Origin of the sequence: Herbaspirillum hiltneri N3, assembly GCF_001267925.1 — a bacterium.
In the GTDB taxonomy this organism is placed as follows: domain Bacteria; phylum Pseudomonadota; class Gammaproteobacteria; order Burkholderiales; family Burkholderiaceae_D; genus Herbaspirillum; species Herbaspirillum hiltneri.
In genome coordinates this window covers 2,910,123-2,932,092 of sequence record NZ_CP011409.1, presented here as the reverse complement: position 1 = coordinate 2,932,092, position 21,970 = coordinate 2,910,123, and the positions used below count along the sequence as shown (strand labels likewise).

Sequence of the window (21,970 nt, the reverse complement as noted above, 5' to 3'; positions counted from 1 at the left end):
GTTCAGGGGCGGGAGGTGGCGGGCGGAGCGTCGTGACGGTGTTGCATTGCGTTGGAGGCATGCATGGCGCGCTTGACGCTATTGGCCAGCTCGGTAATCTGGAACGGCTTGCGCAACACGGCATCGAGGTCGATGACTTTTTCGACCGCCTGCATGTCGGCATAGCCGGTAGCCATGATGATGGGCAGGTGCGGATCGCGCTCGCGGGCAGCGGCAATCACTTCGGCGCCGTTCATGCCCGGCATCAGGAAATCCACGATCAACAGGTCGAAATGCGCGGTCTGCAATTTCTCCAGGCCGAACCAGCCGTTCTCCGCCTGGTCCACCGTGTATCCGAGAATTTCCAGGCATTCGACGATGAATTGACGGACCTGGGCGTCATCCTCGATCACCAGGATGTTGCCGGATTCCTTCGGCTCCAGCGGCTGGTCCAGCGTCTCCTGATCATGCTCCCGCACCGGCATCGCGCCGGCCACCGGCAGCCAGACTTCCACGGTCGTGCCTTTGCCCACCGTGCTATCGATGCGCGCCATGCCGCCGGACTGGTCGGCAATGCCATAGACCTGACTGAGACCGAGACCGGTGCCTTTGCCGACAGCCTTGGTGGTGAAGAACGGGTCGAACACCTTGCTGAGGATTTCTTGCGTGATGCCCGTGCCGGTGTCCCTGACCTCGATGACGATGTAGGCGCCGGGCTTGAGCACGCCATCGTGGGCGTAGCGGTGTTGCACGTCGATGTTGAGGTTGCCGCCATCCGGCATGGCGTCGCGCGCGTTGATCGCGAGATTGAGGATCGCCATTTCGATCTGGTTGGCGTCGGCTACGGCGCGCGGCAGACCCTCCGCGACGCTGATCGTGATGTCGATGCCGGAACCCACTGATACGGCGATCAGATCCTTCATGCCGTCGATGACCGAGCCGATGTCCACCGCTTTCAGGTCCAGCGTCTGGTTGCGCGAAAAGGCCAGCAGCTGCCCGGTCAGCTTGGCGCCGCGCTTGGTGGCGTTGCGCGCGGAACCGGCCATGCGCTTGATGCGTTCATCGGCAGACAGGCGCTCGATCAGGTCGACGTTGCCGATGATGACATTGAGCAGGTTGTTGAAATCGTGCGCGATGCCGCCGGTGAGGCGGCCGATGGCTTCCATCTTCTGCGCCTGCACCAGTGCGATCTGGGTGCGCTCGCGCTCGGACATTTCCTTCATCAGGCGGTCGTTGGCCTGGGCCAGTTCGGAAGTGCGCTCCTGGATGCGCAACTCGAGCATCTCGTTGAATTGGCGCAAATTGCTCTGGCTTTCCAGCAGACGATCCTCCGCTTCACGGCGGTCGCTGATGTCGAGCGAGACGCCGGCCATCTGGACCGGCACGCCGAGGCGATCGTGCAGCGTCTGGCCGCGTATCTGCACCCAATGTACGGAACCGTCCGGCCACACCACCTGGTATTCGATGGAGAAGTCGTCCTTCGACAGCATGGCCGCTTCGATCACATCCAGATGGCGCTGGCGATCGTCGGCGTGAATTGCGTTGATCAGGTCGTCGTAGGTGAATTCGCTCTCCGGCGCGATGCCGAAATGCATCTTGCATGCGTCGGAGACGATCAGGATGGAATTGGCCAGTTCCAGGCTCCAGGAGCCGAGACGTCCGGCATGCAGCGCCAGGCGCAGATGTTCTTCCGAGCGTGCACGTTCCTGCAAATGACTGCGACTCAGATATTGGCGGCGTCGTGCACGCAGCGCCGAGACGCCGGCGCGCAGCAGCGTCTCGCTATTGACGGGGCGCTCCAGCAAGATCATGTTGACCAGCCGCTCCAGCACATCCAGCACCGGATTGCGCGCCAGATTGCGCTGCCGAGCGCTCAGGATCACGAAGGGAAAATCAGACCATGATTCCTGCTTTTCCACCCAGCTGTGCAGCAGAGAGAAATCAGCGTTGCTGAGCGCCTCCTCGGTAATCAGTGCTGCGCCGGCGCCGTGTTCCAGTTCCTGCAACAGCGTGGCGTAGCTGCTGCAAATGGCGCATCCCAGGCCTTCCTCCGAAAGCGTCTGCTCAATGACTTCCGCATCCCGGCCATGGGGGGCAAGGATGAGGATGCGTTCTTCCAGCGGCAGATTAATCGGCATCGGTGGCCAGCATGGGGGTCCTGCCGCGGTAAGTCGGCAAGCCGCTCATGATGCCTTCGAAATCCTGTAGCGGTTCGCCTACCTGCAGACCCTGGTTCGGACTGAGGCGAAACTCGTGGATGGAACGGGGATGATGGCTGGCGCGGCTCTTGACGACCGAGATGGCGGTGGCGATATCGCCGCGCACCTCGAAGAAACGGAACAGCAGGATGGCGTCGCTGAGATAGCTGAGGTCGATGTCCGAACGGATTTCCCCGACCAGGCCGTGCTGGCCCAGCACCAGCATCGTGGTGACGCCTTGCTGGTTCAGGTAGGACAGCATCTCGTGCATTTGCAGCAGCAGGTATTTTTCTCCCGGCATCCCTTGCAGATAGGCGTTGAGGCTATCGATCACGACAAAGGTGCGGCCTTCCTTCTCAACCGCATTGCGCAGCGTGGCGGAGAATTCTCCCGGCGACATTTCAGCCGGATTGATCTGATGCAACGCAAGGCTACCATCCGCCAGGTAGGGATCGATGTCCATGCCCAGCGCGCGGGCGCGGGCGATCAAGGTGCCGACTCCTTCGTCAAACAGGTAATAGGCGGCGGTTTCTCCGCGCTCCAGTGCTCCCAGCGTGCACCGTAATGCCGTGGTGGTCTTGCCGACTCCGGATGGGCCGCTGAGCAGGGTATTGGTGCCGCGCACGAGACCGCCGCCGAGCAGGACGTCAAGCCCCGGTACGCCGGTGGTGGCCATGCTGTTTTCAAAGTCGGCGAAATGGTCTGCAGCGATCAGCCGCGGGAAGACGTGCATGCCGCCGGTCTTCAGCACGAAGTCATGATAGCCGCCGCTGAAACTGATGCCGCGCATCTTGATTACCCGCAAGCGGCGACGTTCGGTGCCGAAATCCTGGGCCAGTTGCTCCAGGCTGATCACGCCGTGGGCGATACTGTGCAACTGCAAGTCACCGGCCTCGGCGGTGCGGTCATCGAGCATCAGCACGGTGCATTTGCGGGTGGAGAAGAAGTGCTTGAGCGCCAGGATCTGGCGACGGTAGCGCAGCGGATTCTGCGCCAGCAGGCGCATTTCCGACAAGCTGTCGAAGATCACGCGGGCCGGCTTGAGTTCATCGACCCGGGCGATCACGTTCTTGATGGTTTCGCCCAGTTCGATTTCAGACGGATGCAGGATCGATTGCTGGAAATCCGGATTGAGGTCTTCCTCGTCGATCAGTTCGTACAGCGACAATCCCTCCAGCGACCAGCCGTGCGACGCGGCAACCGCGCGCAATTCCGTGGCCGTTTCCGACAGCGTGATGTAGAGACCCGGCTCGCCCTGTTTCAGTCCTTCCAGCAGGAACTGCAAGCCGAAGGTGGTCTTGCCCGTTCCCGGGGTGCCTTCGACAAGGTAGAGTCGATCGCGTGTAATGCCGCCGCCGAGGATGATGTCCAGGCCGCTGATGCCGGTCGCGGATCGGGTCGATGTTGGATCTGGTGCGCGATCCGGTGTGAGGTGGTTTTGTTGTGTAGCCATCACGTCGATATCGTTAGGTTGTGATGATCGGGCAGATGCCGCGACCGCTTTTTTTATGTGACTCACTGTAGCAGGCGGGAGATTTCCCTCCCTGTCAGATGACTCCTGAATCTCTTGTAAGACATTCTGAAGCCGGTCCTGCAACCCAGGCTGGGCAAGGTTTTCGGCTTTTCGGCGATTTGCCGGGATTTGCACGGCATGCTAGTGCACGCCGGTCAGAATGCATTACTATCGACATGTGCAAATTCAGGCAAAACCCACGTCCGGAATTCCTGCTATCCACATCAACAGATGTTGAAATGACAATACAAACAACAATGACCACAAGCGTATCAAGCATGGCGAATCAAGCCGATATTTCCGGCCTGCATATTCTGGTAGTGGAGGACAATCTGGATTCCCAGCAATTGGTCTGCGAACTGCTGGCAGCGCTGGGCCATCGCGCCGAAGGCGTCGGCAGCGCCGAAGAGGCGCTGGCCGAACTGGAGCAGCAGGACTTCGACGTCCTGTTCACCGACGTCAGCCTGCCGGGCATGTCCGGCATCGAGCTGGCCAGACGCACCAGCGAAAAAACACCGGCGCTGAAGATCATCTTCGCCTCCGGCTACGGCGCGCAGATCAGCAAGAACATCGGCCCCGGCACCTTCTCGCTGCCCAAGCCTTACGACATCGATCAGTTGCAGGACATCCTCGACAACATCGGCAAACAATTGCAGTAAATCAACGGTGAGCGGTGAGCGGCGCCGCACGGCGCCGTTTTGCCGCACCGTTTCAGATCCCGGAGAACGCTATCAATACCTTGGAACAATTAGCCGCCCTGGTTGAGCAGAATCGCGAAGCGCTGCTGACGCGCTGGCGCAGCATGGTGCGCGCCTTGCCCTCTGCGCGCAACCTCAGCACGCCGACCCTCAATGACCATGTGCCGGCCTTGCTGGACGAGATCGCACTGGCTTTTCGCCGCAATTCCGACGAGTCGATCGCCGAAGTGCTTGCCGACGGTACGCCGCCGGAACACGGCCTGCAGCGCCTGCACGACGGTTACCTGATCGAGGAAGTGGTGGCTGAATACAATCTGCTGCGCGGTTGCATTCACGATCTGGCCGGCACCCACCAGATCAACCTGCAGGGCAAACCGTTCCACGTCATCAATCTGGTGTTCGACAGCGCAATCGGCCTGGCGGTGCAGACTTTCTCGGTCAATCGCGCGCTGGAGGTGCAGCGCCGTCGCGAAGAATATCTTTCCTTCATCGCACACGATTTGCGCACGCCGCTCAACGCGGTGGCGCTGGCGTCCAAGGTGCTCGAATCGACTCTGGCCTCGCAGAATGCCGATCCGCGTGCGGCGCGCATGATCAAGGTCTTGCAGCGCAACGTGCAAAGCATGTCGGGACTGGTGGCCAAGGTCATTGAGGAAAACGACAGCATGAAAACCGAAAGCGGCGTCAAGCTGGAACGCCGCAACATCGATCTGTGGCCGCTGGTGGAAAGCATGGTCTACGACCTCAATCCGGTCGCCGGCACCGGCAGCACGCGGCTGCTTAACGATGTGCCCGAAGAACTGGTGATCTATGCCGACGCCAATCTCTTGCGCCGCATGATGCAGAACCTGATTGCCAATGCCATCACGCATACGCCCCACGGAGAAGTGGTGATCGGCGCGGCGCACACTGCCGACGGCTCCGGCACGGAGTGCTGGGTCAGCGACAACGGGCTGGGCATTTCCAAAGACCGCATGGACCTGATCTTCGAGAAATTCGAAACCGAAACGAGGGAGCAGGGCGGTCTCGGTCTCGGACTGGCGATTTTCAAGACCTTCGTTGAAGCGCATGAGGGCAGCTTCGACGTCGTCAGCGAACCGGGCAAGGGTTCCCGCTTCAGTTTCATCCTGCCGAACCGGCCTGACCGGCGCTGATTCGCTTTCTCCAGACCTTTCTTCAGACCTTTCTCCAAACGACAACGCGGAGCTGCGCCAGGCGCAGACTCCGCGTTTTTCATGCCTTGCGCAATCTTGCTTTTTACTTGAATGGAATCCGCCGGCGCCGACGCACCGTGACGACGGCCACGGCAATCAGCAGCAACAGCAACAAGAGCAGGACAGCCACGCCGATGGCCGGCGCAATGAAGGGCTGCAGTCTGGCCAGCACCGGTTGCTCGCCACCTTTGCGCGCCTGCGCCACGTAAGCTTCGCTGACCTGCACGTCGGGATTGCCGTATTGCTTGAGCACATAGTTGGCGATCAGCGCGATCTGCCGGTCCGTCAGCGGATTGACATAGGAATGCGCATCGAAGCGCGGCATCAGGATTTCCTTGTCGCCGATCTTGCGCTCCACGCCGTACAGGATTGCCGATACCAGATTGGCAGGATTGCGTGCTCCGGTTGTCGTGTTGTGGAACAGGGACGGATAGTCCTGGCCGCTGCTTCCTGAGCCGGAGGCCGCATGGCAACTGGCGCAATAGCCGCTGAACAGTACCGCGCCGCTGTTGAGGCTGTCGTGCTCGTTGGGACCGTTCAGCCCGCGCAGCGCCGGCTCATCGCTGGCTGCTTTGCCGTAGCTGTAGGCCGGCTGCGCCTGGGCGTTGTCGCGCACAGGCGGCACCGTGCGCAGGTACGCGACCATCGCAGCCACGTCATCGTCGCGCAGATGCTGGAAGCTGTTGGTGACCGCTTCGGCCATCGCGCCGCCGGCCTGGCCCTTGCCTTCGGCGTGGCCGGTTTTCAGGTATTGCACCAGCTCGGCGTCGCTCCAGCCGCCGACGCCGCTGACTTTGTCCGACGTGATGTTGGGCGCATGCCATGAACCCAGCGGGGCGCCGGCCAGCGCCGAGCCGCCCTTTTCACTCATCAGGAAATTGCGCGGCGTATGGCAGGCGCTGCAATGCGCCAGGCCTTCGGCCAGGTAGCGGCCACGATTGATTTGCTGTGATTTCGCCGCATCGGGAACGAAGCGCCTGGTGTCGAGGAAGATCGCATTCCACGCCAGCATCGACATGCGCACATTGAACGGGAAGGGCAAGGCGGTCTGGCTGGAGGTAGGCGTGTCGACCGGTTCGACCGCATGCATGAAGTAGCTGTACAGCTTGTGCACGTCGCTGTCGGTCAGCATGGCGTAGCTGGTGTACGGCATGGCCGGGTACAGATGGCTGCCGTCGGCGCGCACGCCTTCGCGCAGGGCGCGGGCGAATTGCGCCTCGCTGTAGTTGCCGATGCCGGCGGTTTTCGACGGCGTGATGTTGGTGGCGTAAATCGTACCCAGCGGTGATTCGATCGCGTAGCCGCCGGCGTACGGCTTGCCTGTCGGCGCGGTATGGCAGGCCATGCAGTCGGCGGCGATCGCCAGGTAGCGGCCGCTCTCGACGTCGTCTTTGGCCGGGCCGGCCGGGGCCGTGGAAGACGCCGGGGACGCCTGGGATGCCGGAGCCGGAGGTTTGGTCAATGACTGTTCCTGCGCATGTGCCGTGGTCAAACCAGCCACCGCGAGCAAGGAGAGGATGAGGAGGGAGCGCACGGTCATGATCATCCCTTCGCCAGCATCTTGCCGATATCATCGGCAGCGCGCAGTCCCAGCGCCGCCATGCTCAGCGTACTGTTGACCACGCTGGCGGACGGCATCGCGCCGCCGCCCGGCAGCCACAGATTGGCATGATCGTGGGCGCGGCAATTGCCATCCACCACCGAGTCCTTGGGATTGGCGCCCATGATCACGCCACCCATGACGTGGTTGTTGGCATTGAGGCTGGTGGTGATGTTGAACTCCACCGCGCCGAACAGCCGGCCGATGTGTTCCAGTTGCTTGTGCGCGGCCTCGGCGCCTTTGCGTACATAGTCGCCGACGTCGTAATAGATGTCGGGGCAAGCCAGGCCCAGCGGATCCTTGCGCGTCTTGCTCAGCGTCAGGCGATTGTGCGCTTCCGGCAGCGGCTCCAGGCTGATCGACAAGTCTACGCCGAAGGCTGCGCGACGGCGGATTTCATCGTCGAGCTCGGGGCCGACCAGGCCCAGTTTCAGCGCTTGCTGGGTGGCCGGGCCGACACGCGTGATGTTGTTGAGGATCATCTTGTTGGACGAATACTCCGCACGCGAGGCGCCATCGCGCGGGCCTACCAGGCAACTGCTCTGCGCCGGACCGCGGCCGGTCCAGATCGGTTCGTTGGCGAGGAAGGTGCAATGGAAACCGGAGTGATCCATCATGTTGCGGCCGACCTGATCCGACGAGTTGGCCAGGCCGTTCGGGTTCGCCGCATTGGCCGCCAGCAGCAACAGGCGCGGCGTCTCGATGCCGTTGCAGGCGAAGACGAAGGCCTTGGCCGTCGCCTTGTGCGGCTTCTTGCCGGCATCGTACCAATACGCCGCCGTGACACGGTTGTTCTGGTCGGTATCGACCTTGAACACCACCGCCTCTGACAGCACCTTCGCGCCTTTCATCTCGGCGCGCTGCACGTGGTGGATCCCGTTGTACATCGCGCCGATCGGGCAGATCGGCTGGCAATTATTGTTGCCGCAGCAGGTCGGACGGCCTTGCCACGGGCGCGTGCTGCGTCCCTGCGGAATCGGCACCGAATTATAGCCGTGCGGATTCACCACCTCGGCGAAGCGCTTCTCGGCATAACCCCACGGCACCATATCCATCGGATAGGGCTTGCTGCGTTCGCTCGGCGATTGCAGGGCCGGGTCGTTCGGTCCGGCCACGCCCATTTCTTCTTCGGCGCGGCAGTAATACGGCTCCAGTTCTTCATACGAAATCGGCCAGTCGCGACCGACGCCATAGGTCGACTTCATCTTCAGGTCGACCGGAAGATGGCGCCAGCACGACGCCGCCCAATGCCAGGTGGTGCCGCCGACCGTGCGCAGATAGCCTTGCTGGAACCCGTTGCCGTCCGGACCGGACAGCGCGATGTAGTCGTTCTTCGGGAAGTACAGCGGCGCCGGTGCGTTGGGCGCTTGCGGATAGAGGCCCTGATAGTCGGAACCGACACGGTTTTCGAACGGCATGTTGCGCCAGTTCTCGACCGCTTGTGCACGTTCGATGCGCAAGCCGGCTTCCAGCATCAGTACCGAATAGCCCTGGGTCACGAGCTGATCGGCGATCATTGCGCCGACCACGCCGGATCCGACGATGACGACATCGGCCGTGGCGTCGCCATCGGCAGTAAATAGTGGTTGTTTCATGTTTTTGCTTTGGGTTCGGGAGTGCCGGTAGTGGCGGGGGCCGGGGCAGCGGAGGGCGCAACGGGGGCGGAGACGCGGATCGCCGGCGGCGCCTTGGTCCACCACAGCGGGCCGTAGTTGCAATAGGTCGGCACGGTCTGGCCGTCCGACACCGGCTGGTACATCAGCGCTTCGGCGTACGACACCACCACGGCTTGCTTGCCTTTGCCGACGGTGCCGGTGTACCACGCGGCGACGATGGCCAGCGCCAGGTCCCGCAGCCCGGCCTCGGTGGCGGCAGCCAGCAAGGCCTTCGGTTCCTGGCCGTCTTGCAGCAGCGCGCCGAGGCGGGACGACTGCGCCGCGAAATCGGGATAAGTCTTGCGCATCGCTGCTTCGATCCTGACGCTGGTCCCGGTCTTCAGGTCGGCGTGGCCGGTGATGCGTCTGGAAAAATTCAGGAAGGCGATCGCCTCAGGACTCGGTGGCGGCGGTGCTGCAGCGGGAGCGGCGGGCGTCTGCGCATTGCTGAACAGCGGGTTGCTCCAGAAGCCGGCTTCGGCCACCAGCGCCGCAAGTCCGATCAGGATATGGCGCCGGCTGATGCCGCCGGTCAGTTTGACTTTGCCGACGGTCGCGGAGGATTTGTCGGGAGCCGGCGAAGGTGAAGAAGTAGGCTTCATGAAGCGGCTCTTTTGCTGGGTGGTGTGACCTGGCGCATGGGAATTCCTGCGATTTCTTGTTGGCGGGGATGCGGCAATGATATCAATGTTAGCGCTAACATGCTTGAGGCATCCAAGAACATGTCTTTATTGCAAACTATGCGATTGGCCGGAACCGGGCGCAGCAGTGGAAAACAAGCGTCGCTACGCCTGCTGACAACTTAGCAGGAATATTGATGACGGGGGCGGAAAACGTGGAGCAGCTGCAACAAGCTCAGCCGTCACTCTGCGGTGCGTCGCCGTCGAAAACGCGGAAGGCTTCGTCTTCATGCGCCGGTGGCGCAGCCGGAGCGGTACCCTTGACGGGACGCGCCTGCGGCGTCTTGCCGGGATGATCGTCTTCCAGTTCGGCATGCCGTTGAGCGCGGCGCGCCTGTTCGTGCAATTGATGGGAGGTATGGGACATGGCTGCTCCTGTTGGGCTGGCTATCAGATATGGATCAGCTGGACATCAGATCGGACTGATACCGGAAAAAGCAATGGCGGCCGTTGAGGCCGCCATCGTCATTGTTCTCAAGGCATGACTGGTTTCGATACCGGCATCGATGCTGCCGATGGGAATCAGGAGGCCGGGCCTGCTTCTGCCTCCTCGGCCACGTCGGCAAAGCCGTCAACGCCTTCGATGCCGGCAATCCGCAAGGCGGTGCGATGGCGGACCTGTTCCTGCTTGAGGTCGCCGTCGCCGCCGTCATTCCTGGCGGCGGTCTGCTGGACATCCTTGGCGTCCGGAGCGGTTTTGTTCGGTTGGGATTTCAACATGGCGGTTCTCCTCAAAGGGGACAGTGAAAGCGGGGACAGCGGCGCATGGAACGCAATTCGCGACCCCAATGCTGCCAGCTTCTGATTAGCCCCAAGTTTAGTTTTGCCGCCTTCGCATCACCATCGGCGTGCGCCGCATCCCGCTGTAAGACGACCGGCAGCGACAGCTTCTCCTACAAGTCTTTCAGGCGAGCGCTTATAGGCCTGCCGCCTCCATCCGTCCAACACTCATTCCTGATCGGCTTCCTTCCATCTGTCTCAGGAGATTCCATGAACACGTCCGCCGCCGCAGGAAACCATAGCTACAAAGTCGTCGAAGTCGTCGGCAGTTCGGACAAGGGCAGCGACGAGGCCGTGCGCAACGCCATCGCCGATGCGTCCGACTCCTTGCATCACCTGGCGTGGTTCGAGGTAGTCAGCCAGCGCGGCCATATCGAGGACGGCAAGGTGGCGCATTTCCAGGTCACGCTCAAGATCGGTTTTCGCATCGGAAAGTAGGGCCGGCGCAATCAGTTTGCCGCGTTGCGCATCCAATGGCGACACGACGGTAGGACGCCTCCTACAGTGATATGCGCTGCTGTCCGATGGTTCACTGCAACATGATTGGCTTAAGGTAAGAACCATGCCGGGACTCAGAAGTGCGAGGAGTGCGAAGAGTGCGCGTCCGAACCAACAAGAAAAAGAAGAAGGTCGACGCACCTCGCCATCCCGAGCTTTCCGATGCAGCGTTTTCCGGTTGCATCTTCCGGTCCAAATTTTCTCCATGCCTTTGCCATGAACGGGGTGATCAATTGCAAGCTCGCGTCCTTTTAGTCAGTTCCGAAGCCGTACCGCTCGTCAAGACCGGCGGCCTCGCAGATGTCATTACCGCGCTGGCCGTCAGCCTGCGCAAACTCAACATTGATGCCAGCATCCTCATGCCTGGCTACGGCGTCGCCATCGACCATGCACGTGCCGCGGCCGGCGACGCCGGGGATAGTACCGATAGCGCTGCAGCCTCATTGCAACCGCTGGCCTTGCCGCGCGATCTGCCGGGCGGTCCGGCGCGCCTGTTGCGTGGCGTGATGCCGGGTACCGACGTGCCGGTTCTGCTGCTCGATACCGAGCGGTTCCGCCGGCGCAGCGCCAATCCCTACATCGACCAGAGCGGCAACGAGTTCTGCGACAACGCCGTCTGCTTCGCCGATCTGGCGCACGCCGCCGTGGCGATCTGTGCCGGCGAAACCGCCGTGCCGGCGCCCCACGTGGTGCACGCCAACGACTGGCATGCCGGACTGATTCCGTTCCTGCTCAAGACCGCCGGCCTGAATCATGTCGCCTCCATGCTGACCATCCACAACCTGGCCTTCCAGGGCAACTACGACTGGACGCTGGCCGGACAACTGGGCCTCGCCCACGATGCGCAAGCCATGAGCAGCCTCGAATACTGGGGCAAGATCAGCTTTCTCAAGGCCGGTCTGCAACACGCCGACTGCATCACCACCGTCAGCAAGACCTACGCGGAAGAAATCCTCACGCCGCGTTTCGGCTATGGCATGGAGGGCGTGCTCAACGAACGCCGCGCCGCCTTGCGGGCGATCCCCAACGGCATCGACAGCGCGGTCTGGAATCCTGAACACGATCCGCTGCTGCGCCACTCCTTCAGCGTCGACGACATGCGCGGCAAGACGCTGTCCAAGTGCGACCTGCAAGACATGTTCGGCCTGCTGCCGGTCGACCCGTTCGCACCCATCATCGGCATCGGCAGCCGCATGTCGCATCAGAAGATGGCCGACGTCGTGTTGCAGACATTGCCGCAGGTCCTCGATCGCCGCGAGCGCATGCAAGTGGTGGTGCTCGGCTGCGGTGACCGCAGCTACGAAGAAGGCTTCCTCGATCTGGCGCACCGCTATCCCGGCCGCGTCGGTGTTCATATCGGCTACGACGAGGAGCGCGCGCACGCCTTGCACGCCGGCTGCGACATGCTGCTGCATCCCAGCCGCTTCGAACCGTTCGGCCTGACGCCGCTGTACGCCATGCGTTACGGCACCATCCCGATCGCTTCGCGGGTCGGCGGCCTGACCGACACCATCGCTGACGTCGGCATGCACGGACCGGCTGCGGCCGGCGCCAGCGGCGTGCTGTTTGACGGCGAAACCGCCCGGGACATGGAAGCCGCCATCGAGCGCGCCTTCGCGCTTCACCAGGATGCGGGCGCCTGGCGCGCCATGCAGCGCAACGCCATGCACACCGACTTCGACTGGCAAACGGCTGCGGCCGCCTATGTCGACGCGTACGCCGCGATTGCCGCGACGGAAGCGAAACCGCTGTTTGCACGCAAGGCGCCTGATGCACGGGTCGCTCTGGAGCAAGCGGCATAAGAAGCGAGATCAAGCATTGGAAAACCATGCCGCTGAGGCCTTTTCACCGCGTATTTACTGCATCGATCCCACGCTGGTTGGCGACGGAGGATGGAGCGATCTGTTCGCGCGCAGCACCGGCATGGGATTCGATCATGTCCTGCTGTGCGGCGACGGGCTGATTGCCGGCCTGTTTGCCGGGGAAGACGGCAACGCCGGAAACCCCGTCGCCGGAAACAGCCTGGGCAGCCTGGACCGGCTGGAAGAACTCGCGCATCTGGCGACGGAACATCACCTGCGCCTGCTGCTCGATCTTGCCGTTACCAGCGTCCACGGCAGCGACCAGTTGCTGCACAGCCATCCCGACTGGTTTGCCGTCGCCGATGCCTCGCCGATGACCGGCGACCATCTTCCGGATCCACGCCGCCGCGACAGTGGGAGTGATGCCGATCGCCTGACTCCGCAACCGCGCTTCAACGCGCCCGAGGTGGCCGAAGCCTTGCTCGAATGCTGGCACATGCGCCTGGCGATGCTGATTGACGCCGGCGTGGCCGGTTTCGTTTGCCACGATCCGGCCGGTTTGCCCGGCGACTTCTGGTGCCGGCTGGTGGAGCGCACGCGGGAGCAGCGCTCGTGCTGCCACTTCCTGGCATGGACGCCGGGCTGTTCGCATCAACAGCTGGAGCGCCTGGCCGATTGCGGCTTCGACGCCGTCTTTTCTTCGGGCGCGTGGTGGGATTTTCGCGCCCCGTGGTATTTCCGCGAACACGAAAAACTGGCCGCCATCGCGCCCGTACTCGGCTTTCCGGAAGATCCCTTCGGCCCGCGCGCCGCCCGCGTGCATGGCTGGCACGACAAGGACACGCGCCGCCTCGGCGCCCTCCGTGCCTTGCGTTTCGCCGCATTGAGCGGTAGCGGCTGGCTGATGCCCATGGGCTTTGAATTCGGCTTGACCGAACCGTTGAGCATTGCGCGCAACGCCGCCGCATCCACCCGCATGACCACGCCGCAGCAATTCGCGCAAGCCTGCGCCGAATCCGATTTCAACCTCGACGCTGACGTGCGCGCCGCCAATCAGGCCATGTCGGCCGGCAGCTTCCGCCTGCGCACCGTCAGTGCTCCCGAAGCGCCGGTGCTGCTGCTGGCGCGCGAGGTGGGAGTGCATCAGCTGATCGCCATCAATCCTCGCCTCGGCCAGGTAGCGCACCTCGATGACGGCGACTGGCAGCAGCGACTGGACGGCCGCATCCTGGACTGGCCGCCGGAGCGCGAGTTCGTGCTGCAACCGGGTGAAGTCACACTGATCGAATTGCAAACGCCGCCGGCAATCGCCCCCGATCCCAACCGCCGCAAGAAGCCGGTGGCAGAAAAAGTCCGCACCGGCCGCATCGCCATCGAGCAGGTGGCGCCGACCGTCGACGCCGGCCGTTTCGCCGCCAAGCGTACCGTGGGGCAGAGCTTCACCGTCAGCGCCGACATCTTCATGGACGGTCACGACCATCTCGCCGCTGCCGTGCTGGTGCGTGCTGCCGATGAAAAACAATGGCAGCGCGTGCCGCTGCAACACGTTGGCAACGATCGCTGGCAAGCCAGCCTGTCGCTGCCGCGGCTCGGTCGACATTACTTTTGCATCGAAGCCTGGAGCGACGTCTACGAGACGTTCCGCGACGGCCTGAAAAAGAAATCGGCGGCCGGTCTCAACGTCGACCTGGAACTGGAAGAAGGGCGCCTGCTGGTGGCCAATCTGGCGGAACAGGCATTGGAGAACGGCGTCGATGGCGCTGTACTGGAAAGCAGCGCCGCCTTGCTCAAATCGCTGTCCGGAAAGAACGGCAATCGACTGGCCCTGCTGCTGTCCGACGACACCGCGCGGCAGGTCGACCGCCTGTCCGAACTGGCCGGCGCACGCGCTTTCCTGGTGCGCAGCGCGATCGAATATCCGCTCGAGACCGAGCGCCCGGCGGCAACGTTTTCCAGCTGGTACGAACTGTTCCCCCGTTCGCAGAGCGGCGATGCTGCCAGGCACGGCAGCTTCGACGACGTGGTCGCGCGTTTGCCGGCGATCCGCGCAATGGGTTTCGACACGCTGTATTTTCCGCCCATCCATCCGATCGGGAAAAAGAACCGCAAAGGCAAGAACAACAGCCTCACTCCCGGCGACGATGATCCCGGCAGTCCCTACGCCATCGGCAGCGAGGAGGGCGGCCACGACGCCATCCATCCCGAACTCGGCACTCTGGACGATTTCCTGCGCCTGCGCGACGCGGCTGCGGCGCATGGCTTGGAGCTGGCGCTCGATTTCGCGATCCAGTGCGCACCGGACCATCCCTGGCTGAAGGAGCATCCCGGCTGGTTCGCCCGGCGTCCCGACGGCTCGATGCGCTATGCGGAGAATCCTCCCAAGAAATACCAGGACATCGTCAACGTCGATTTCTACGCCGAGGACGCCATCCCCGATCTCTGGATTGCCCTGCGCGACGTCGTGCTGTACTGGGTGCAGCAGGGCGTCAACGTGTTTCGCGTCGACAATCCGCACACCAAGCCGTTTCCGTTCTGGGAATGGATGATCGCCGCCGTGCGCAGCCGTTATCCGCAAGTGATTTTCCTGTCGGAAGCATTTACGCGTCCGAAGCCGATGTATCGCCTGGCCAAAGTCGGCTTCTCGCAGTCCTATACCTATTTCACCTGGCGTCATGGCAAGCAGGAGTTCATCGATTACCTCGAAGAGCTCACCGGATCGCCCGACGGCGACAACCGCCCGCGCGATTATTTCCGGCCGCATTTCTTCGTCAACACGCCGGACATCAATCCCTATTTCCTGCAAAGCTCCGGCCGCGCCGGTTTCGTGATCCGCGCGGCGCTGGCGGCGACGCTGTCGGGCTTGTGGGGCGTCTACAGCGGCTTCGAACTATGCGAAGCGCAGGCCGTGCCGGGCAAGGAAGAATATCTCGACTCCGAGAAATACGAGGTGCGCGCCTGGGACTGGCAGCGTCCCGGCAACATCATCGAGGACATCACGCGCCTCAATCGCATCCGCCGCGAGAACCCGGCTTTGCAGACCCATCTCGGCGTGCATTTCCTGCGCTCATCCAACGACCGGGTGCTGTATTTCGTCAAGTCGACCACGCCGGCTTACAGCCCCGATAGCAACGACGAACGCCTGCGCTTCGGCGACAACGTGATCCTGGTGGCAATCAATCTCGATCCATTCAACGAGCAGCATGGCGACATCGACATTCCCTTGCACGGCTTCGGCCTTGGCGACGACAGTCGCGTGCAGGCCGAGGATCTGCTGACCGACCGGCGTTTCAGCTGGACCGGCCGCAGCCAGCCGCTCAGCCTGAACCCCGATAAAAACCCATACGGCATCTGGCGCATACGCGCCATGGAGACATGAAATGGAAATCCCGACAGACAGCACGATGTTGCGCAGCCGTGAACCGCCTGCCGACAGCAAGGGCGCAAAGGGTGCAAAGAGCGCCAGGAAGAACGCCAAAGGCGGCCATCAGGACAAGGCCAGCCGGGCCAGGGCGCGCGCCGGCAAAGACGGCATGCCGTTCACTGACGATCCGCTGTGGTACAAGGACGCCGTCATTTACCAGATCCACGTCAAATCGTATTTTGACGCCAACGACGACGGCATCGGCGATTTCGCCGGCCTGATCAGGAAGCTCGATTACATCGCCGGGCTGGGCGTCAACACGATCTGGCTACAGCCGTTCTATCCATCGCCGCGGCGCGATGACGGCTACGACATTTCAGAATATAAAAACGTCCATCCGGATTACGGCAACATGAGCGATGTGCGGCGCTTCATCGCCGCCGCCCATGAGCACGGCCTGCGCGTGATCACCGAGCTGGTGATCAATCACACCTCGGATCAGCATCCCTGGTTCCAGCGTGCGCGCCATGCCCGCGCCGGTTCGGTGGCGCGCAACTTCTACGTCTGGTCCGACGACGACAAGAGCTATGCCGGCACCCGCATCATCTTCCTCGACAGCGAAAAATCCAACTGGACCTGGGACCCGGTCGCCAAAGCCTACTTCTGGCATCGTTTCTATTCGCATCAGCCGGACCTGAATTTCGACAACCCGCAAGTGCTCAAGGCGGTGTTCAATGTCATGTCATTCTGGCTCGACCTGGGTATCGATGGCCTGCGCCTCGACGCCGTGCCGTACCTGATCGAGCGCGAAGGCACCACCAACGAAAACCTGCCCGAGACGCACGCCATCCTCAAACGCATCCGCGCCGAGATGGACCGTAAATATCCCGACCGCATGCTGCTGGCCGAAGCCAACATGTGGCCGGAAGACGTGCAGCAATATTTCGGCGACAACGACGAATGCCATATGGCATTCCATTTCCCGCTGATGCCGCGCATGTACATGGCGCTGGCCAGCCAGGACCGCTTTCCGATCACCGACATCCTGCGCCAGACGCCCGAAATTCCGGCCGATTGCCAATGGGCGATCTTCCTGCGCAACCACGACGAGCTGACGCTGGAAATGGTTACCGACGCCGAGCGCGACTACCTGTGGAATTTCTACGCGCCGGATCGCCGCGCGCGCCTCAACCTCGGCATCCGTCGCCGGCTGGCGCCGCTGGTGGAGCGCGATGCGCGCCGCATCCAACTGCTCAACAGTTTCCTGCTGTCCATGCCCGGTACGCCCGTGATCTATTACGGCGATGAAATCGGCATGGGCGACAACATCCACCTGGGCGACCGCGACGGCGTGCGTACGCCGATGCAGTGGACGCTGGACCGCAACGGCGGCTTCTCGCGCGCCGATCCGGCGCGGCTGGTGTTGCCGCCGCTGATGGATCCGCAATACGGTTACCAGACCATCAATGTCGAGGCCCAGAACGACGACCGGCATTCGATGCTCAACTGGATGCGCCGGCTGCTCAGTGTGCGCAAGCAGCACCAGGCCTTCGGCCGCGGCACGCTCAAGCTGATTTACCCGAGCAACCGCAAGATACTGGCGTACCTGCGTGAATACAGCGACCCCACGCACGACGGCGCCACCGAGACCATCCTGTGCGTGGCCAACCTGTCGCAGTCGGCGCAGGCGGTGGAACTGGAATTGTCGGCCTTCGCCGACCGCATCCCGATCGAGATGATGGGCGGCACCGCTTTCCCTCCGATCGGCAAGCTGAACTACCTGCTGACGCTGCCGCCGTTCGGCTTTTACTGGTTCCTGCTGGCCAACGAAGCAACCATGCCGTCGTGGTACGCCGCCAGCCCCGAACCGCTGCCTGAATACGTCACGCTGGTGCTGCGCCACGGCGTCGAGGAAATCATGGAAGAGCCGGCGCGCGGCACGCTAGAACGCGAAGTGCTGCCGCACTATCTGCTCAAGCGCCGCTGGTACGCGGCCAAGCAGAAGCAGCTCGGGCGTGTCGACATGGTCACCGCCACCGAGCTGCCGATGTCGAAGAACGTGCCCGGCAATCTGCCCATCCTGATGAGCGAAGTCGTCGCGCACTACGACGGCGAAGAGGAGCAACGCTATCTGTTGCCGCTTGGTTTCATCCGCGAGGAAGACACGATCTCGGCGCTGCCGCATCAATTGGCCTTGTCGCGCGTACGGCGCAACCGCCACGTGGGCTTCCTGACCGATGCGTTCGCGCTCGACTCGTTCATCATGACGGTGCTGGAATTGCTGGCGGAAGACGCCGACGTGCCGGCCGGTGACGGCCACATGCGCTTCGTGCCGACCGCCGCCTTCGACAAGGCCATCCTGCATGCGCCGCTGCAATTGCGCCGCGTCGCGCAGGAGCAGTCCAACAGTTCCGTCGTGATCAACGACGCCGTGGTCATGAAGGTGCTGCGCATGGTCAAGCCGGGCGTGCATCCGGAAATCGAAATGGGCCGCTACCTGACCAGCCACGGTTTCCCGAATGTCCCGGCCACGCTGGGCGAGGTCACGCGCCATGGCGCCGACGGCACGCCCTATGCGCTGATCGTGCTGCAGCGATACGTCGACAACCAGGGCGACGCCTGGCGCTGGACCATGGACAGGCTGGAACGTGCAATCCTGGACGATCCCTTGCCCGATCCGTCGCATGGCGAACCTGCCCGCAGCGGCAATGCCAGCCTGGCCGAGCTGGCTGCGTTCGCGCGCCTGCTCGGCCAGCGCCTCGGCGAGATGCACACCTTGCTCGGCAAGCCCGGCGACGATCCCGCGTTCTCGCCCGAGATCGTGCACACCGCGATTTGCCAGCGCTGGGCCAAGTCCGCATCGGACCAGCTCAATGCTGCCTGCGAGATCCTGCGCAAGAAGAACGATTGGGTCGATGTCGAACAGGCGCGCCAGGTGGCGCGCCTGCTGGCCCAGCGCGAAGCGCTGCACAAGCGCATCGAGCAACTGGCCCTGGCGGGTAACGGTTCGATGTCGATGCGGCTGCATGGCGACCTGCATCTGGGCCAGGTGCTGATCGCCTTCAAGGATGTCTTCATCATCGACTTCGAGGGCGAGCCGGCGCGCACGCTGGAAGAGCGTCGCGCCAAGGGTAGCCCGTTGCGTGACGTCGCCGGCCTGATGCGCTCGTTCGAGTACGCCGCCGCCTTCGGCTACAACATGGGGCCGGGCGATCTCGACGAGGCCGCGCGCGCCGGCAAGGAGCAGGTATTCAAACGCTTCGCACCGGAATGCCAGGCGGCTTTCCTGGAAGGCTACCGCGTCGGCAACCCGGCGCTGGCGCACAGCCTTCCGCCGGCGGCGCAGAACGACTTGCTCGACCTGTTCTCGCTGGAGAAGGCGGCTTACGAAATCTGCTATGAAGCCGCCAACCGGCCGGCCTGGCTGCATGTGCCGCTGAACGGCATCCATGCCATTGCGGCGCGGGTGCTGGGCGCGAAGTAGCTCACGGATGCGGCCGGAACACCAACATGCAAGAACAAGACCAAGAGGAATCAAGATGGCCTTATCTCTACACAATGACGCGCACCGCGACGGCAACGGAATTGATCGCGCGCTCCCCGACCTGCAGCTGGCCGGCAGTTTGCAGCAGGGCAGGCTGGGCGATCCGTTTGCGCTGCTTGGTCCGCGCTACGCCGATCTGAAGACCGGCGGGAAAAGCCTGCGCCTGTGCTGCTACTACCCGGGCGCGATGGCGGTGCAGGTGTTTTCGCGGCCGGCCGACGAGTCCGATCCGCATGGCGTGCTGTTGGGCAATCTGACCCAGCTTGGCGCGGCGGAAGGCGGCGCCAACGGTATCTTCTACGGTGAAGTGAACCTGCCGGCACAGGCGCATCACGAGATTCCGTACGTGCTGCACGTGGCATGGCCGGGCAAGAACGGCAAGCTGGAAGAGGTGGAGGTCACTGAAGATCCGTATGCCTTCGGTTTGCTGATTTCCGACTTCGATCTGCACCTGTTCCGCGAAGGGCGGCATCGCCAGTTGGCGCGCTGCCTCGGCTCGCAAGTCATGCAGGTCGACGGCGTCGACGGCGTGCGCTTTGCGGTATGGGCGCCCAATGCGCAGCGCGTCTCGGTGATCGGCGACTTCAACCAGTGGGACGGTCGCCGCCATCCGATGCGCTTGCGCCAGAGCGCCGGCGTGTGGGAGCTGTTCGTTCCGCGGTTGCGCGACGGTGCGCTCTACAAATATGAAATCGTGGGACCGGACGGCCGTGTGCAGCCGTCCAAGGCCGACCCGATGGCGCGCGCCACCGAGTTGCCGCCGGCCACCGCCTCACGCGTGATCGATGACCGCGACGCCTGGCGCTGGCGCGACGGCGAATGGATGAAGCAGCGCGCGCAAAAGCAATCGTTGCAGGCGCCGGTCTCGATCTATGAAGTGCATGCCGCTTCCTGGATGCGCATCCTCGAAGAAGAAGGGCGCAGCCTCAACTGGAACGAACTGGCGGAGCGGCTGATCCCGTATGCCAAGGGCATGGGCTTTACCCATCTGGAATTGCTGCCGGTGATGGAACATCCCTTCGGCGGCTCATGGGGCTACCAGCCGCTATCGCAATTTGCACCGAGCGCACGCTTCGGTTCGGCGGCGGATTTTGCCGGCTTCGTCGACAGTTGTCATCGCGAAGGCCTGGGCGTCATCCTCGATTGGGTGCCGGCGCATTTTCCGTCGGACGGCCACGGGCTGGCGTATTTCGACGGCACGCCGCTGTACGAACACAGTGATCCGCGCGAAGGTTTCCACCAGGATTGGAACACGCTGATCTACAACCTCGGCCGCAACGAGGTGCGCGGCTTCATGATCGCCAGCGCGCTCGAATGGCTGGAGCATTACCACGTCGACGGCCTGCGCGTCGATGCGGTGGCGTCGATGCTGTACCGCGACTACAGCCGCGCAGCGGGCGAATGGGTGCCCAACATCCACGGTGGGCGCGAGAACCTGGAATCGGTCGATTTCCTGCGCGAACTCAACCAGACCGTGGCCGAACGCTGTCCCGGCGCGCTGATGATCGCGGAAGAATCCACTTCCTGGCCCGGCGTCACGGCGCCGGTGAAAGAGGGCGGCCTGGGCTTCTCGTACAAGTGGAACATGGGCTGGATGCACGACACCCTGAGCTATGTGGAAGAAGACAGTATCTATCGCCGCTACCACCATCACAATTTCACCTTCGGCATGATCTACGCCTATTCGGAAGCCTTCGTGCTGCCGATTTCGCATGACGAAGTGGTGCACGGCAAGCGCTCCCTGCTGGAAAAAATGCCGGGCGACTACTGGCAGAAACTGGCCAACCTGCGTGCCTATCTCGGCTTCATGTGGACCCATCCGGGCAAGAAGCTGCTGTTCATGGGCTGCGAATTCGGCCAGTACCAGGAGTTCGACCACGACAAGTCGCCGCAATGGGATCTGCTCGACGATCCGCGTCATCGCAGCATCCAGCGCCTGGTGCGCGACCTCAACAGGCTGTACGCCAGCTTGCCGCCGCTGCATCTGAACGATAGCCGCGCCGAGGGTTTCTCGTGGGTGGTCGGCAATGACAGCGTCAATAGCGTGTTCGCCTATTTCCGTCACGGCAGTGAAGAGGATGAGCCTCTGCTGGTGGCGGTCAACATGACTCCGGTGCCGCGCCACAACTACCGCATCGGCGTACCGGCCGGCGCCGCCCATGAACTGCAATGGACCGAGATCCTCAACACCGACGCCGACATCTACGGCGGCAGCAATCTCGGCAACAGCGGCAGCGTCACCGCGCAACAGCAGGAGTGGCACGGCCATCCCGTTTCGTTGCAGCTGACCTTGCCGCCGCTTTCCACCATCATCCTGCGCCGGGGAAAGAAGGAACTCGTCTCATGAATAATCCTGAGATGCCTTTCTCCGGAACACCCCTCGGGAACGTCCTGTCCGGCGTAGTGCCGCAGCTTGCACTACCACCCGGCAGGATCGTTCTTCCCTGT

General features: G+C 62.8%; 14 protein-coding genes. 7 read left to right on the top strand and 7 right to left on the bottom strand.

Annotated features, from left to right (window positions below; genetic code table 11):
• Positions 1 to 2: 2 nt before the first annotated feature.
• Together F506_RS13260 and F506_RS13255 are read right to left on the bottom strand one after the other, a co-directional pair.
• Positions 3 to 2,117 carry a hybrid sensor histidine kinase/response regulator gene (locus F506_RS13260; RefSeq protein WP_053198131.1) on the bottom strand — a complete coding sequence of 705 codons (2,115 nt, stop codon included), beginning with the start codon at positions 2,115 to 2,117 and terminating at the stop codon, positions 3 to 5.
• Positions 2,107 to 3,630, bottom strand: coding sequence for an ATPase domain-containing protein (locus F506_RS13255; RefSeq protein ID WP_053201583.1), 1,524 nt, complete (start codon positions 3,628 to 3,630; stop codon positions 2,107 to 2,109). Before F506_RS13255 ends, F506_RS13260 begins: the two co-directional genes overlap by 11 nt.
• Before the next feature lie 338 nt (positions 3,631 to 3,968).
• Here F506_RS13255 and F506_RS13250 point away from each other — a divergent pair, with 338 nt between their 5' ends.
• A complete protein-coding gene (locus F506_RS13250; protein WP_235471149.1) occupies positions 3,969 to 4,349 on the top strand; it encodes a response regulator in 381 nt (126 codons plus the stop codon).
• Between the two features lie 80 nt (positions 4,350 to 4,429).
• Positions 4,430 to 5,542 carry a sensor histidine kinase gene (locus F506_RS13245; RefSeq protein WP_235471148.1) on the top strand — a complete coding sequence of 371 codons (1,113 nt, stop codon included), beginning with the start codon at positions 4,430 to 4,432 and terminating at the stop codon, positions 5,540 to 5,542.
• 103 nt (positions 5,543 to 5,645) lie between these two features.
• Here the strand turns inward: F506_RS13245 and F506_RS13240 are convergent, their stop codons facing one another.
• The 5 genes from F506_RS13240 to F506_RS13220 form a co-directional block, all read right to left on the bottom strand.
• Positions 5,646 to 7,064 (bottom strand): c-type cytochrome, encoded by a 1,419-nt coding sequence (locus F506_RS13240; RefSeq protein WP_053201579.1) that lies wholly within the window; start codon positions 7,062 to 7,064, stop codon positions 5,646 to 5,648.
• Positions 7,065 to 7,144: 80 nt separating this feature from the next.
• The gene (locus tag F506_RS13235) at positions 7,145 to 8,797 is read right to left on the bottom strand and encodes a GMC family oxidoreductase (RefSeq protein WP_053198127.1); all 1,653 of its coding nucleotides are present in this window, start codon (positions 8,795 to 8,797) and stop codon (positions 7,145 to 7,147) included.
• Entirely contained in the window at positions 8,794 to 9,459 is a 666-nt protein-coding gene (locus F506_RS13230) for a sugar dehydrogenase complex small subunit (protein ID WP_053198126.1), read from the bottom strand. Before F506_RS13230 ends, F506_RS13235 begins: the two co-directional genes overlap by 4 nt.
• Positions 9,460 to 9,712: 253 nt before the next feature.
• Positions 9,713 to 9,904: a hypothetical protein gene (locus tag F506_RS23655; protein ID WP_053198124.1), complete on the bottom strand. Its 192-nt coding sequence runs from the start codon at positions 9,902 to 9,904 to the stop codon at positions 9,713 to 9,715.
• 155 nt (positions 9,905 to 10,059) lie between these two features.
• The gene (locus tag F506_RS13220) at positions 10,060 to 10,257 is read right to left on the bottom strand and encodes a hypothetical protein (RefSeq protein WP_053198122.1); all 198 of its coding nucleotides are present in this window, start codon (positions 10,255 to 10,257) and stop codon (positions 10,060 to 10,062) included.
• 270 nt (positions 10,258 to 10,527) lie between these two features.
• Here F506_RS13220 and F506_RS13215 point away from each other — a divergent pair, with 270 nt between their 5' ends.
• The 5 genes from F506_RS13215 to glgB all read left to right on the top strand — a co-directional run bounded on the left by F506_RS13215 (position 10,528) and on the right by glgB (position 21,869).
• Positions 10,528 to 10,755 carry a dodecin gene (locus tag F506_RS13215; RefSeq protein ID WP_053198121.1) on the top strand — a complete coding sequence of 76 codons (228 nt, stop codon included), beginning with the start codon at positions 10,528 to 10,530 and terminating at the stop codon, positions 10,753 to 10,755.
• 293 nt (positions 10,756 to 11,048) lie between these two features.
• Positions 11,049 to 12,617: a glycogen synthase GlgA gene (gene glgA / locus F506_RS13210; protein WP_053198119.1), complete on the top strand. Its 1,569-nt coding sequence runs from the start codon at positions 11,049 to 11,051 to the stop codon at positions 12,615 to 12,617.
• A gap of 16 nt (positions 12,618 to 12,633) precedes the next feature.
• Complete coding sequence (locus tag F506_RS13205) at positions 12,634 to 15,993, top strand: maltotransferase domain-containing protein (RefSeq protein WP_053198116.1); 3,360 nt, start codon at positions 12,634 to 12,636, stop codon at positions 15,991 to 15,993.
• Position 15,994: 1 nt separating this feature from the next.
• Positions 15,995 to 19,462 carry a maltose alpha-D-glucosyltransferase gene (gene treS, locus F506_RS13200; RefSeq protein ID WP_083457862.1) on the top strand — a complete coding sequence of 1,156 codons (3,468 nt, stop codon included), beginning with the start codon at positions 15,995 to 15,997 and terminating at the stop codon, positions 19,460 to 19,462.
• A gap of 55 nt (positions 19,463 to 19,517) precedes the next feature.
• Entirely contained in the window at positions 19,518 to 21,869 is a 2,352-nt protein-coding gene (gene glgB, locus F506_RS13195) for a 1,4-alpha-glucan branching protein GlgB (RefSeq protein WP_083457860.1), read from the top strand.
• Positions 21,870 to 21,970 lie beyond the last annotated feature (101 nt).

What these genes read in the sequence shown, in the direction of transcription:
- F506_RS13260 (WP_053198131.1), bottom strand. Translation starts at nt 2,117, where the DNA reads ATGCCGATTAATCTGCCGCTGGAAGAACGCATCCTCATCCTTGCCCCC.
- F506_RS13255 (WP_053201583.1), bottom strand. Translation starts at nt 3,630, where the DNA reads ATGGCTACACAACAAAACCACCTCACACCGGATCGCGCACCAGATCCA.
- F506_RS13250 (WP_235471149.1), top strand. Translation starts at nt 3,969, where the DNA reads ATGGCGAATCAAGCCGATATTTCCGGCCTGCATATTCTGGTAGTGGAG.
- F506_RS13235 (WP_053198127.1), bottom strand. Translation starts at nt 8,797, where the DNA reads ATGAAACAACCACTATTTACTGCCGATGGCGACGCCACGGCCGATGTC.
- F506_RS13230 (WP_053198126.1), bottom strand. Translation starts at nt 9,459, where the DNA reads ATGAAGCCTACTTCTTCACCTTCGCCGGCTCCCGACAAATCCTCCGCG.
- F506_RS23655 (WP_053198124.1), bottom strand. Translation starts at nt 9,904, where the DNA reads ATGTCCCATACCTCCCATCAATTGCACGAACAGGCGCGCCGCGCTCAA.
- F506_RS13220 (WP_053198122.1), bottom strand. Translation starts at nt 10,257, where the DNA reads ATGTTGAAATCCCAACCGAACAAAACCGCTCCGGACGCCAAGGATGTC.
- F506_RS13215 (WP_053198121.1), top strand. Translation starts at nt 10,528, where the DNA reads ATGAACACGTCCGCCGCCGCAGGAAACCATAGCTACAAAGTCGTCGAA.
- treS (WP_083457862.1), top strand. Translation starts at nt 15,995, where the DNA reads ATGGAAATCCCGACAGACAGCACGATGTTGCGCAGCCGTGAACCGCCT.
- glgB (WP_083457860.1), top strand. Translation starts at nt 19,518, where the DNA reads ATGGCCTTATCTCTACACAATGACGCGCACCGCGACGGCAACGGAATT.